Origin of the sequence: Thermomonospora catenispora (assembly GCF_006363815.1) — a bacterium.
GTDB lineage: Bacteria > Actinomycetota > Actinomycetes > Streptosporangiales > Streptosporangiaceae > Thermomonospora > Thermomonospora catenispora.
The window spans coordinates 236,367-249,651 of the sequence record NZ_RRYT01000001.1 but is presented as its reverse complement, the minus strand read 5'-3'; the positions used below and the strand labels follow the sequence as shown (position 1 = coordinate 249,651).

At 70.3% G+C, this 13,285-nt stretch carries 12 protein-coding genes; all 12 read left to right on the top strand.

The window, feature by feature from the left end:
• Window positions 1-72: 72 nt before the first annotated feature.
• The 12 genes from rplL (at window position 73) to EIO00_RS01110 (ending at window position 13,137) form a co-directional block, all read left to right on the top strand.
• Window positions 73-465 carry a 50S ribosomal protein L7/L12 gene (gene rplL / locus EIO00_RS01165; RefSeq protein WP_140174818.1) on the top strand — a complete coding sequence of 131 codons (393 nt, stop codon included), beginning with the start codon at window positions 73-75 and terminating at the stop codon, window positions 463-465.
• Between the two features lie 485 nt (window positions 466-950).
• Entirely contained in the window at window positions 951-2,066 is a 1,116-nt protein-coding gene (locus EIO00_RS01160; protein ID WP_175596080.1) for an ABC transporter ATP-binding protein, read from the top strand.
• Window positions 2,066-2,923, top strand: a complete 858-nt coding sequence (locus tag EIO00_RS01155) for an MlaE family ABC transporter permease (protein WP_140174816.1) — start codon at window positions 2,066-2,068, stop codon at window positions 2,921-2,923. The genes EIO00_RS01160 and EIO00_RS01155 overlap by 1 nt, the downstream gene beginning before the upstream one ends.
• 3 nt (window positions 2,924-2,926) lie before the next feature.
• Entirely contained in the window at window positions 2,927-3,775 is an 849-nt protein-coding gene (locus tag EIO00_RS01150) for an MlaE family ABC transporter permease (RefSeq protein ID WP_119728414.1), read from the top strand.
• Window positions 3,776-3,779: 4 nt separating this feature from the next.
• On the top strand, window positions 3,780-5,105 hold the full coding sequence (locus tag EIO00_RS01145; protein ID WP_140174814.1) for an MCE family protein: 1,326 nt from the start codon (window positions 3,780-3,782) through the stop codon (window positions 5,103-5,105).
• Entirely contained in the window at window positions 5,102-6,133 is a 1,032-nt protein-coding gene (locus EIO00_RS01140; protein WP_140174812.1) for an MCE family protein, read from the top strand. The genes EIO00_RS01145 and EIO00_RS01140 overlap by 4 nt, the downstream gene beginning before the upstream one ends.
• A 76-nt stretch (window positions 6,134-6,209) precedes the next feature.
• Complete coding sequence (locus EIO00_RS01135; protein WP_140174810.1) at window positions 6,210-7,301, top strand: MCE family protein; 1,092 nt, start codon at window positions 6,210-6,212, stop codon at window positions 7,299-7,301.
• A gap of 53 nt (window positions 7,302-7,354) precedes the next feature.
• Window positions 7,355-8,593 (top strand): MCE family protein, encoded by a 1,239-nt coding sequence (locus EIO00_RS01130; protein ID WP_241661041.1) that lies wholly within the window; start codon window positions 7,355-7,357, stop codon window positions 8,591-8,593.
• Complete coding sequence (locus EIO00_RS01125) at window positions 8,590-9,936, top strand: MCE family protein (protein WP_140174806.1); 1,347 nt, start codon at window positions 8,590-8,592, stop codon at window positions 9,934-9,936. Before EIO00_RS01130 ends, EIO00_RS01125 begins: the two co-directional genes overlap by 4 nt.
• Complete coding sequence (locus tag EIO00_RS01120) at window positions 9,933-11,387, top strand: MCE family protein (RefSeq protein WP_140174804.1); 1,455 nt, start codon at window positions 9,933-9,935, stop codon at window positions 11,385-11,387. The genes EIO00_RS01125 and EIO00_RS01120 overlap by 4 nt, the downstream gene beginning before the upstream one ends.
• 17 nt (window positions 11,388-11,404) lie before the next feature.
• The gene (locus tag EIO00_RS01115) at window positions 11,405-11,929 is read left to right on the top strand and encodes a hypothetical protein (protein ID WP_140174802.1); all 525 of its coding nucleotides are present in this window, start codon (window positions 11,405-11,407) and stop codon (window positions 11,927-11,929) included.
• Between the two features lie 74 nt (window positions 11,930-12,003).
• Entirely contained in the window at window positions 12,004-13,137 is a 1,134-nt protein-coding gene (locus tag EIO00_RS01110; RefSeq protein WP_140174800.1) for a hypothetical protein, read from the top strand.
• Window positions 13,138-13,285: the final 148 nt, after the last annotated feature.

Here is a 13,285-nt window from a genome sequence, read left to right as displayed (position 1 = left end):
ACTCCCGCCGAGGACGACGACCCGCGGTCACCCACGATCGCATCCGCTCAATCCCGTACGGAGGAAACACACATGGCCAAGCTCACCACCGACGAGCTGCTCGACGCCTTCAAGGAGATGACCCTGCTGGAGCTGGCGGACTTCGTGAAGAAGTTCGAGGAGGTCTTCGACGTCAAGGCCGCCGCTCCGGTCGCCGTCGCCGCCGCTCCGGGCGCCCCGGCCGCGGGCGCTCCGGCCGAGGCCGCCCCCGAGAAGGACGAGTTCGACGTCATCCTCGAGGCCGCCGGCGACAAGAAGATCCAGGTCATCAAGGAGGTCCGCGCGCTGACCTCCCTGGGCCTGAAGGAGGCTAAGGACCTGGTGGACAACGCGCCCAAGCCGCTGCTGGAGAAGGTCAACAAGGAGACCGCCGACAAGGCCAAGGAGGCCCTGGAGAAGGCGGGCGCGACGGTCACCGTCAAGTAATTTCGGTCGGCCCCGAGTCGCCGCGCCTGCATGGCGGGGCACTCGGGCGTCCGCGACGCTCCGCGGGCGGCCGTCCCACCGTGGGACGGCCGCCCGCCGTCGTCTCCGAGGAGAGTTGTTGGCATCGTGTCCAGCAGGGACTTGTGAGAGATCACACGTCAGGCGTAGTCTCACGATGCAGATGGGGTCATGCTGGCAGTGTCGCCGGATGTCGCAGTTCCGTGGACACCCGCTCTGGATGGAGGTTCACCGCCCCCGACCGCCACTCCGGGTAAGTAACGATTGCCTTACAAGGTTATGGTTGGCCACAGATCGTGCGTTAAACCCCTTCCATTTTTCCGATTCGTCGCTACGGTAGTGGCCACCGCCACAGCTACTCGCTAGTAGTAAACCGGCGAACACCAGACGTGACGACAGCTCGGCGCAGCCGGGCACTGCTCGAACTTTGGTTCCGGGAGTCCCCCGGCCTGGACGGAAGGTGACGAGTGGGCGTCGAGATCCGGGTCGAAGGGTTGACCAAGACCTTCGGCCGTCAGGTCATCTGGCAGGACGTGTCGCTGACCCTGCCCGCGGGAGAGATCTCCGTGCTCCTGGGGCCCTCCGGCACGGGCAAGTCCGTGTTCCTCAAGTCGCTGGTCGGGCTGCTCAAGCCGGACCGCGGCAACATCTGGATCGGCGATCGCAACCTGCCCTACCTGTCGGAGAACGAGCTGTATGAGACCCGCAAGCTGTTCGGGGTGCTGTTCCAGGACGGCGCCCTGTTCGGGTCGATGAACCTGTTCGACAACATCGCCTTCCCCCTGCGCGAGCACACTCGCAAGACCGAGGCGGAGATCAAGCGGATCGTCCTGGAGAAGATGGAGATGGTCGGCCTGATCGGGGCCGAGCGCAAGCTCCCGGGCGAGATCTCCGGCGGTATGAAAAAGCGCGCCGGCCTGGCCCGCGCGCTGGTGCTGGACCCGGAGATCCTGCTGGTCGACGAGCCCGACTCCGGTCTGGACCCGGTCCGCACCGCCTACCTCAACCAGTTGATCGTCGATCTGAACGCCCAGATCGAGGCCACCATCCTGATCGTCACCCACGACATCAACACCGCCCGCACGGTGCCCGACAACATCGGGCTGCTGTTCCGTCGCGAACTGGTCATGTTCGGGCCGCGGGAGATGCTGCTGTCCAGCGAGGAGCCGGTGGTGCGGCAGTTCCTCAACGCCCGCCGGCAAGGGCCCATCGGCATGTCCGAGGAGAAGGACGTCTCCGAGCTGGAGGCCGAGGCCAGGATGGGCGCCGACCCCGGCCGGCTGCCCCCCATCCCGCCGCAGCTGCTGCCCAGCGACGGCCGGATCCGCCGCACCCAGCACCCGCCCGGGGAGTGGCTGCGGGCCAACGGCGTGCAGCCGCCGCCCGGCTCGTTCATCGACGAGATGGGCCGCAACTGGCTCGAGGAGTGGCCGCGGTACGTGGCCCAGCACGGCGGCGCCGCGATGCCCGCCGGCGCCGGCCCCGCCCAGGCCCCGCCTCCGCCCCCGCCCGCCCAGGGCCCCGATCCCCACCAGCCCGGTCCGTCTCAGGGCGGGGCGCCGCCCGCAGGAGGCCGTTACTGATGACCACCGCTCCTGGTATCGGCGCGAACCGGCGCGGAGACCAGGCGGGAGCGAAGACCGGCGGCGGCCGGATGGCCAAGTTCACCGACGGCTTGGTGAACATCGCCGTCAAGGAGCCCGGCCGCTTCTTCGCCCTGTGCCTGGACACCTTCCGGGCGATGTTCAAGCGCCCCGTGCAGTGGCGCGAGTTCATCGAGCAGTCCTGGTTCATCGTCTCGGTGACCGCCATCCCGACGATGCTGGTCGCCATCCCGTTCGGCGCCATCCTGTCGATGCAGGTCGGCGGGCTGATCCGGCAGCTGGGCGCCCAGTCGTTCACCGGCGCCACCGCGGTGGTGGCGATCGTCCGGGAAGCCAGCCCCCTGGTCACCGCGCTGCTGATCGCCGGCGCGGCCGGGTCGGCGATGTGCGCCGATGTGGGCTCCCGCAAGATCCGTGAGGAGATCGACGCGATGGAGGTGCTGGGCATCAACCCCCTGCACCGCCTGATCGTCCCGCGGATGTGGGCCTGCGCCTTCATCGGCCTGTTCCTGAACGGGCTGGTGTCGGTGGTGGGCCTGATGGGCGGCTACGTCTTCAACGTCATGCTGCAGGACGGCACGCCCGGCGCCTACCTGGCCTCCTTCAACGCCATGGCGCAGCTGCCGGACCTGATCCAGGCCGAGGTCAAGGCGTTCGTCTTCGGGCTCACCGCCGGGCTGGTGGCGGCCTACAAGGGCCTGAACGCCAAGGGCGGCCCCAAGGGCGTGGGAGACGCGGTCAACCAGACCGTGGTGATCACCTTCATGCTGCTGTTCCTGGAGAACTTCCTGATCAGCGCCCTGTACTTCCAGCTCGTTCCGCAGAAGGGGATGTGACCGATGGCAGCCCCTCCCAAGGGCGGCCGCGCCGTTGCCAAAGCGGTCGGCAAGCCCCTCGAACGGGTCGAGGACTTCGGCCATCAGCTGTCGTTCTACGCCCGGGCGTTCGCCTGGGTGTTCCGGGTCCTGCGCCGCTACCGCACCGAGGTGGCACGGCTGCTGGCCGAGGTCAGCCTGGGCACCGGCGGGCTGGCGGTGATCGGCGGCAGCGTGGCGATCGTCGGCTTCATGACGTTCTTCACCGGAAGCCAGGTCGGCCTGCAGGGATACAACTCCCTCAACCAGATCGGCACCGCCGCCTACACCGGGTTCGTCTCCTCCTACTTCAACACCCGTGAACTGGCGCCGCTGGTCAGCGCACTGGCGCTGTCGGCGACGGTGGGCTGCGGGTTCACCGCCCAGCTGGGCGCCATGCGGATCTCCGACGAGATCGACGCGCTGGAGGTCATGGCGGTCCCGACCATGCCGTTCCTGGTGACCACCCGGCTGCTGGCCGGCATGATCGCGGTGATCCCGCTGTACATCGTGGGCCTGCTGGCCTCGTACCTGGCGACCCGGCTGATCGTGACGGTGTTCTACGAGCAGTCGACCGGGACCTACGACCACTACTTCGAACTGTTCCTGCCGCCGTACGACATCCTCTGGTCGTTCGGCAAAGTGATCGTCTTCGCCATGCTGGTGATGCTGATCCATTGCTACTACGGCTTCCACGCCAGCGGCGGCCCCGCCGGGGTCGGCGTGGCGGTGGGCCGGGCGGTGCGGACCAGCATCGTGGTGATCAACCTGGCCGACCTGTTCCTCGGCATGGCCATCTGGGGCACCACGACCACCGTGCGGATCGCGGGGTGAACCGATGAGCGCCGACAAGTCTCAGCGAATGCGGTACCGCATCTACGGCCTGGCCATGATCTGCGTGATCATCCTGCTGCTGGGCCTGGCGGTGGCGCAGTTCAACCAGGCGTTCCGCCCGGTCGTGCACGTCACGCTGCGCGCCCAGCGGGCCGGTCTGCAGCTGTTGCCGCACTCCGACGTCAAGGTCCGCGGGATCATCGTCGGCGAGGTGCGCGCCACCCGCGCCACCTCCGACGGCGCCGTGCTGGACCTGGCGATCGACCCCGACAAGGCCAAGCTGATCCCGGCCAACGTCACCGCGCGGCTGCTGCCCAAGACGCTGTTCGGGGAGAAGTACGTGGCACTGCAGATCCCGGCCGACCGCAGCGCGACCCCGCTGCGCGACGGCGCGGTGATCCGCCAGGACACCTCCCAGGTCGCGGTGGAGGTCGACCAGGTGCTCGACAACCTGCTGCCGCTGCTGCAGTCGGTCCGGCCGGACGAGCTGTACTCCACGCTGAACGCGCTGGCCACCGCGCTGGAGGGGCGGGGCGACCAGATCGGCCGCAACCTGGAGCAGCTGGACGCGCTGCTGACCAAGGTCAACCCCGACCTGCCGCTGGTGGTGGAGGACCTCAAGGCGCTGTCGGACGTGGCCGACATCTACAACTCCGCGGCCCCCGACCTGCTGCAGACGCTGCGGAACCTGAACGTGACCGCCAAGACGGTCACCGACAAGAAGCGGACCATCGAGGAGCTGATCCCCGCGATCACCGGCGTGGCCGGCAAGGGCGACCGCTTCATGCAGGAGAACGGGCCCAAGGTGGTCGGCTTCAACATCGCCAACCGGCAGGTGCTGGAGCTGTTCGCCAAGTACTCCCCGTCCCTGCCGTGCGTGCTCGAGGGGGTCATGAAGCTGAAGCCGCTGGCCGAGGAGGCCGGAGGGGGCAGGACCCCGACGTTCAACGTGACGATCGAGATCGTCAAGCCGCGGCCGGCCTACAAGAACCCCCTCGACCTGCCGGAGATGAAGGACCACCGGGGACCGCGGTGCTACGGCCTGCCCAACCCGAAGGTGCCCTTCCCGGACTACACGGCCCTCGACGGCACCGAGGACGACCTGTGGTGGAAGGACCCGCACGACCCGGACGAGCCGCTGCCGCCGGGGCACCGCAACCGCGCCGCCTCGGGGGTCTTCGTGGACCCGGGCGCCGAGATGTCCGACAAGGAGCGGATCAAGGCCATGGTGGGGCCGCTCACCGGCATCCCCGCCGACCGGCTGTCGGACGCGTCGGTGCTGCTGTACGGGCCGCTGCTGGGTGACGGATCGGTGGTGACGATCTCGTGAGGACCGCGAGCGCCGCCCTCAAACTGGGCATCTTCGTGGTGGTCACCTCGCTGGTGACCGGGATCCTGGCGATCAGCATCGCCAACGCCCGGTTCGCCGACTCGGTGCGCTACAAGGCGATCTTCACCGACGTGACCGGGCTGCTGGAGAACGACGACGTGCGCGCCTCCGGCGTCCGGGTCGGCCAGGTGGAGGACATCAAGCTGCGCGGCACCGAGGCGGAGGTGACGTTCAGCATCGTCAAGGACGGCGTGTTCCGGCTGGGCCTGCCCGCCTCGGTGCAGCTCCACCTGCGCTACCGCAACCTGGTGGGCCAGCGGTACATCGAGCTGACCGACGACGCCCCCGGCACCCCGGGCGAGTTCCTGCGGCCCGGAGCGACCATCCCCAAGGAGCGCACCCACCCGGCGCTGGACCTGACCGCGCTGTTCAACGGGTTCCGCCCGCTGTTCCGGGCGCTGGAGCCGCAGCAGGTCAACCAGCTGGCGATGCAGATCGTGCAGGTCCTCCAGGGCGAGGCCGGCACCGTCAACAGCGTGCTGACGCACGTGGCGTCGCTGACCAACACGCTGGCCGACCGGGACCGGGTGATCGGGCAGGTCATCGACAACCTCAACCAGGTGCTGGGCACCATCGACCAGCGCCACCAGCAGGTCGACACCATGATCACCGACCTGCGCGACCTGGTCAGCGGGCTGGCCGCCGACCGGAAGGCGATCTTCGACTCGATGGCGGCGATCAACCAGCTCACCGGGACCACCGCCGACCTGCTCGTCGACGTCCGGCCGGACCTGAAGAAGGACATCGCCGGCCTCAACCGGCTGGCCGACACCCTCGCCGACAACGAGCAGGACCTGGACACGTTGTTCAAGCGCACCCCGAACCGGATGGAGGAGCTGATGGCGGCGTCCTCCTACGGGTCCTGGTTCAACTTCTACCTGTGCAGCCTGGACGCCCGGATCGCCCTGCCCGGCGGCCCGGCCTACCAGACGCCGCGAATCCAGAACGAGAACGCGAGGTGCAAGTAGCGATGGCCGAGCGGCGAACCCACCAGCGCGCCCGGGCCGTCGCGGCGCCCTCCGCCCGGTGGAAGGGAGCGCGGCCATGAAGGTCCCGTTCCGTGAGCGCAACCCGGTGCCGATCGCGCTGGCCTCGTTCACGGCGCTCGCCGTGCTGATGCTGGGGGCCTACTTCATCGAGGACCTGCCGGTGATCGGCGGCGGCACCACCTACTCCGCCCGCTTCACCGAGGCGGCCGGCCTGCGCGCCGGCGAGGAGGTGCGGGTGGCCGGCGTCCGGGTCGGCAAGGTCACCTCGTTGGAGCTGGCCGGCGACACCGTCAAGGTCACCTTCCGGGTGGACGACGAGGTCCGGCTGGGCGACCTGACCCGCGCCGACATCAAGATCAAGACGGTGCTGGGGGCGCACTATCTGGCGCTGACCCCGCGCGGCACCAAGCCGCTGCGCGGCGAGATCCCGGTCAGCCGCACCGGGGTGCCCTACAACGTGGTGCCGGCGATCAGCGACCTGAGCGGCCAGATCGATCAGATCGACACCCGGCAGGTGGCCAAGTCGCTGCAGGTGCTGGCCGACACGTTCGAGAACTCGCCGGAGGAGGTCAAGGCGTCGCTGCAGGGCCTGCGGCGGCTGTCGGAGACCATCTCCTCCCGGGACGCCGAGCTGCACGAGCTGGCCGACCGGGCGCGCAGCGTGTCGGACCTGCTGGCCAAGCGCAACGCCGACTTCGCCCGGCTGATCGAGGACTCCAACCAGATCCTGGCCGCCGTGCAGGCCCGCCGTGCGGTGATCCACCAGCTGCTGGTCCGCACCGTCCGGCTCTCCCAGCAGGTGAACGCGCTGATCGCGGAGAACCAGGCGGAGCTGAGGCCGATGCTGGACAACCTGCGGCGGGTCAACAAGGTGCTGCTGCGCAACCAGCAGAGCCTGGACAGGATCCTGGAGCTGTACGGCCCGTTCGTGCGGCAGTTCGCCGACGCCACCGGGTCCGGCCGCTGGTTCGACGCCTATATCCAGAACCTGCTGCCGATGCCGCTCTCCATCCAGCCGTCCAACGGCACGAACGGCGATTCGGGCCGGAACGGGACCACCGGCGGGCAGTCCGGGCAGCCGCAGCAGCCCGGCGCCCCCGCCACTCCGCGGCCCACTCCGGACAACCCGCTGCCCTTCCTCCCGTGAGCAGGCAGGACACCACAGTGCGCAGATTCGCAAGCATCCTGAAACTCGGTGGCGTGGCCGTCGCCGTCGGGGCGCTGGTCGCCGCGGCCGTCGTCCTGTTCACCGAACCCCCGCAGCGCCGGCTGAGCGCGTACTTCGAACGGGCGGTGGGTCTGCACCCCGGCGCCGACGTGCGGATCCTGGGCATCCCGGTGGGCAAGGTCACCAAGGTCACCCCCAAGGGCGACGCGGTGCTGGTCGAGATGACCTACGAGGCCCGCTACAAGGTCCCCGCGAACGCACAGGCCGTGATCGTCAGCCAGACCCTGGTGTCGGACCGGTTCGTCCAGCTCACCCCCGTCTACAAGGGCGGGCCGACGCTGGCCGACGGGGCCACCCTGGGCACCGACCGCACCCATGTGCCGGTCGAGGTCGACGAGGTCGGCGGCAGCCTGAACGAGCTGAGCAAGGCGCTCGGCCCGCAGGGCGCCAACTCCGGCGGCGCGCTCTCGCGGCTGCTGCACGTCGGCGCCGACACCTTCGAGGGACAGGGCGAGGACCTGCGGGAGACCATCGCCGACACCTCGCGGATGCTGGCCACCCTGAGCGAGGACCGCCAGGACGTGGCCACCACCATCCGGAACCTGCGGATCATCGCCGACACCATGGTCCGCAGCGACCGGCAGATCCGGCAGTTCAACCAGCAGCTGAACGGGGTGTCGGCACAGCTGGCCGCCGAACGCGAGGAGCTGTCGGCCGCACTGAACACCCTCGGCCCCACCCTGCGCAACGTCGAGCGGTTCATCCGGGACAACCGCGAGGAGCTGTCGGACAGCGTGCGGGAGCTGGCCCAGATCACCGGGACGCTGGTGAAGCGGCGGGAGTCCCTCGCCGAGTTCCTGGACACCGCGCCGCTGGCGATCAACAACCTGGCCCGCGCCTACGACCCGATCAGCGGCACCATCCACAACCGCGCCAATTTGTCGCTGAACTTCGAGAACCTGGCCGACTGGGTGTGCTCGCTGGCCTACTCGGTGGGCACCCCGGCCAAGGAATGCCTGAACTTCATGAAGCCCTACGACGTGCTCGGGGACGCGCTGTCCGGCCTGAGCCTGGACCTGTCGTGGATCACGGCGCTGACCACCCACTACGACCCCGAGCCGTTGCCGCCGGACGCCTACGGCCCCGACGACCCGCGCAACCCGCGCAACGGGGGCTCGGGCGTGCAGGTCGACAAGGCCCGGTCGACCGGGGACTCCCCGGCCCGGCCCGCCGGTGACTTCCGCGCCCTGCTGCCGGGAGGTGGACAGTGAGCCGTCGCACATCGCTCCGCCGGCCCGTCCGCACGGGCCTGGCGGCCGCCGTCACCGCCGCGGCGCTGGCCCTGTCGGGCTGCGGTTTCCGCGGGGTGGACTCCCTTCCCCTGCCGGGCGGCCCCGACCTGGGGGACCGGCCGGTGACGGTGCGGGCCGAGTTCGCCAACGTGCTCGACCTGGTGCCGCATTCGGTGGTCAAGCTGAACGACGTCTCGGTCGGCAAGGTCGTCAAGATCGAGCTGACGCGCAGCGCGGTGCGCGGCCGGTCCTGGCAGGCGGTCGTCACCTTCAAGATGCGCCGGGATGTGAACCTGCCGGACAACGCCCGCGCCACCATCGCCCAGACCAGCCTGCTGGGGGAGAAGTACGTGGCGCTGTGGCCGCCGGTGGGGGAGGCGCCCTCGCCCGACCGGCTGGGCGACGGGGACCTGATCCCGCTGGAGCGCACCTCCCGCGGCGCGGAGATCGAGGAGGTCCTGTCGGCCATGTCGCTGCTGCTCAACGGCGGCGGACTGGAGCAGGTCTCCACGATCACCCGTGAGCTGAACGCGGCGATGAACGGCCGGACCGAGACCATCAAGTCGGTGCTGCACAAGGTGGACGCGTTCGTGGGCACCTTGGACCGCAACCGCTCGGCCATCGTCCGGGCGCTGGACAGCATCGACCGGCTGAGCAAGACGCTGGCCGAGGAGCGGCGGACCATCAACGACACCATCGATCGGACCGGGCCGGCGCTGAAGATCCTCGAGCAGAACCGGGCCGACCTGACCAAGATGCTGGTCAGCCTGGACAAGCTCAGCAAGACCACCACACGCGTGATCAACGCCTCGCACGCCGACATGGTGGCCAACCTCAAGTCGCTGAACACCACGCTGGAGAACCTCAACAAGGCCGGCTCCAACCTGCCCAAGGCGTTGGAGACGATGATGACCTTCCCGTTCCCGCCCACGTTCTCCAACGTGCTGCGCGGCGACTACGGCAACCTGCACCTGACGGTCGACCTGGACCTGAAGAGCCTGACCCAGAACCTGCTGGGCGGCACCGACCTGGAGTACCTGGTCAAGCAGGGCGAGCAGATGCGGCTGCTGCTCAAGCCGCCGAGCCTGAGCGTGCCGCAGCCGCCGCTGGGCGTGCTGCCCGACCGGCAGCCGACCACGACCGGCGCGCCCGCCCCGTCCGGCGGGACGACCGTCGCCCCCGTGACCCCCTCGCCGACGCCCCGCACCGGCGGTGACGGGCAGCGGCCGGACCGGTCGCTCCCGACGGTCCGGCCGCAGTCGATGGGCTCCACGGACGTTCACGCCGGCCTGTACACGCTGATGACCGGAGGGCTCTGGTGATCCTCAAGCGCAGCGTCAAGATCCAGCTGTTGGCCTTCCTGGTCATCACCGTGCTCGGAATCAGCGTGGTGGCGGTCCGCTACATCGGGATCGGCCGGGGGCTGCTGGGACGCGAGTACGTCGCGTACGTGGACCTGACCGACTCCGGCGGCGTGTTCACCAACGCGGCGGTCACCTACCGGGGCGTCACGGTCGGCCGGGTCGGCCCGATGGAGCTCACCGAGGACGGCATCCGGGTCCGGCTGATCCTGGAGCGGGGCCACCGGATCCCCTGGGAGGGCACCACCGCGGTGGTCGCCAACCGCTCGGCGGTCGGCGAGCAGTACATCGACCTGCAGCCCACCAAGAAGCCCGGCCCGAACGGCGAGATCCCCGGTCCCTACCTGGGCGACGGCGGCAAGTACAACGTCATTCCCCGGGAGCGGACCCGGCTGCCGGTGTCCACCGCCGAACTGCTGCGCAACGTCGACGCGCTGGTGTCCTCGGTCGACCCCAAGGACCTGCGGGTGGTGGTGAACGAGCTGCACAAGGCCTTCAACGGCTCGGCCGCCGACCTGCAGGCGCTGCTGGACGACACCGACCGGCTGCTGAAGACCGCCGAGGAGGCCTACCCCGACACCAAGAAGCTGCTGACCGACGGCCGCACGGTGCTGAACACCCAGCGCCAGATGGGCGGGCACATCCGGCAGTTCTCCCGCAACCTGAACGTGCTGACCGCCCAGCTGCGGCGCGACGACGACGCGCTGCGCACGGTGTTGGACCGCGGCAAGCCGTTCACCGCCGAGACCCGCCGGCTGATCGACGACCTGTCGCCGACGCTGCCGGTGCTGCTGGCCAACCTGACCACCACCGGGCAGGTCATGACCTCGCGGATCGCCGGCATCCGCTCGCTGTTCATCCTGTACCCGGTGACCGTGGCGGGCGCGTTCACCGTCACCCCGGGCGACGGCACCCAGCACCTGGGCCTGGTGCTCAACCTGGGCGCCCCGGGGGTCTGCACCAAGGGGTACGAGAAGACCAAGCGGCGCTGGCCGCAGGACACCAGCAAGCAGCAGGTCCGCACCGACCTGGGCTGTGCGGAGCCGAAGGACTCCGACAAGGTCGTCCGCGGCGCGCGCAACGTCCCGCCCGAGGGACGCCGGCCCTACCCGAAGGTCCCCGACGGCGCCACCACCGGGGCGGGCTTCCCGGCGGGCGGCGCGGACGGCGGCGCCGAGGACGCCGAGGAGCGGTCCTCTGAGACCGGCGACGACGGGGTGACCACTCTGGTGGACGACACCCTGTATGTGCCGGTCTCGGCCGGATCAGTGCAGCTCGCCGGGTACGATCCAGCCACCGGGGCCGTGTACGGGCCCGACGGCAAGGAGTACCTGCTGGGCTACGGCGGCGGGCAGCAGCAGGTGCTGGGCGACGCCTCCTGGAAGATGCTGCTCCTCGGCCCCCTGTCCTGAGTTAAGGAGCCCTCACCGTGAAGTTCAGGCGATCACGTGACCGTGACGAGGAACAGGTGGTGGTGCGCATCCCGGTGGTGAACGGGGTGCTGGCCGTGGTCGTCGTGGCGCTGGCCATCGCGGTGACGCTGCTGGGGATCTCGGTGTGGAAGGCCGAGAACCGTGAGGACCAGCGGGTGGCGGCCATGCAGGCGGCGCGGCAGACCGCCGTCAACCTGGCGACCATCGACCACCGCGACCTCCCCAAGAGCCTGGACCGGGTGGCCAGCGGGCTGACCGGCGAGGCCAAGGACCAGTGGGGGACCATGTCCGCCGACATCTCCAAGGCCGCCCAGCAGGGCAAGAGCACCGCCACGGTGCGCGACATGCGGGCCGGCGTGGTGTCGATGGACGACGACAGCGCTGAGGTGATCGTTGCCCTCACCACCGTGGTCACCAGTGCCGAGGTGCCCAACGGGCAGCAGCGTTACTTCCGCTGGCGGTTCGACCTGACCCGCACCGACGGGCGCTGGCTCGTCTCCAACATGAGGCTGGTGGCATGACGATGCTCGGGCGCGGCCGGGGTGCCGGCACGACAAGCAGGGACGACACGGCGAACAACGACGCGGACCAGACCGTGGACCAGACCGCGGACCAGACCGTGGAGCAGGACGCGGACCGGACGGGCGCGGCGACCGAGGCCGACGAGAAGGCGCGCCGGGCCGAGGAGGCCGCCCGACGGGCGCAGGAGCTCGCCGAGCAGGCCCGCAAGGCCGCCGAGGAGGCCAGGGCCGCCCTGGAGGAGGCCGAGCGGGCGCGGGCCGCGGGACGGGCCGTCGTGGACTCCGAGGCGGGCGAGGACGGCCCCGTCGCGGCACGGCCCAAGTACGCCCTGACGAAGGAGGACGACCGGGACGACGCCGAGCCCTCCGAGCCCTCTGACTCCGCCGAGACCGTCGAGGATCTCGAGGACGTCGGGACCGCCGAGGCCGGCGGGGCCGACGAGACCACCGAGCTCGTCGAGACCGTCGAGCTCGCCCCGTTCGACGGGCCGGCGAAGTACCGCGCGGACGCCGCCGCGGAGGCCGAGGACACGGCGGCGGAGAAGACGGTGGCGGAGAAGACGGCGGTCGACCGCGCCTCGGACGAGGCCGAGGAGGGCGACGCGCCCACCGTCGCGCTGAGCAAGGAGGGCGAGGACGGCGAGAGGCCCGGGGACGGCGAGGAGGACGCGGACGAGGAGGGCGGCGCCCAGGGCGCCGCGGGCGGGAGGCGGCGCAGGATCGTGCTCCGCTCCGGGCTGGGCGCCTCCGGCGCGGTGCTGCTGACGCTCGCCGTGCTGCTGGCGGTCGCGACCGGGTGGCTGTGGTACCGCCACGACCGGCTGACCGACGCCGAGAAGGCCCGCAAGCAGGTGGCGTTCGCCGCCGCGCAGGCGGCCCAGGACCTGTCCTCCTACGACTACCGGACGGTGGACTCGGACCTGCGCCGGGCCGCCGCGCACACCACCGGCGCGTTCCGGGACGAGTTCGCCAAGACCACCTCGCAGGTCAAGCAGAACGCCGCCAGGCAGCAGGTGGTGACCGAGGGCATCGCGCTGAAGACCGGCATCGAGAAGGTCGACGGCGACCGGGCGGTGGCGATCGTGTTCCTCAACCAGGAGACCACCAAGGCCACGAGCACCCAGCGGCTGCCGAGCCAGTACCGGCTGCGGCTGACCATGAAGCGGGTGGGCGACCGGTGGCTGGTGGAGAAGCTGGAGGTGCTCTAGCCCGCTCCCGCCCCGCCGCCCCGGGCCCGACCCGCCGCGCGAGCCGCCCCGGATCGCCCGGTCCGGCCCGCGCGGCGTGACGCACGGCATGGGGCGGCCGGTCGCCGCTGCGCTCCACGGTCCCGCCGGGCCGGTCCGGCGACCGGCC

What these genes read in the sequence shown, in the direction of transcription:
- EIO00_RS01145 (WP_140174814.1), top strand. Translation starts at nt 3,780, where the DNA reads ATGAGCGCCGACAAGTCTCAGCGAATGCGGTACCGCATCTACGGCCTG.
- EIO00_RS01135 (WP_140174810.1), top strand. Translation starts at nt 6,210, where the DNA reads ATGAAGGTCCCGTTCCGTGAGCGCAACCCGGTGCCGATCGCGCTGGCC.
- rplL (WP_140174818.1), top strand. Translation starts at nt 73, where the DNA reads ATGGCCAAGCTCACCACCGACGAGCTGCTCGACGCCTTCAAGGAGATG.
- EIO00_RS01155 (WP_140174816.1), top strand. Translation starts at nt 2,066, where the DNA reads ATGACCACCGCTCCTGGTATCGGCGCGAACCGGCGCGGAGACCAGGCG.
- EIO00_RS01150 (WP_119728414.1), top strand. Translation starts at nt 2,927, where the DNA reads ATGGCAGCCCCTCCCAAGGGCGGCCGCGCCGTTGCCAAAGCGGTCGGC.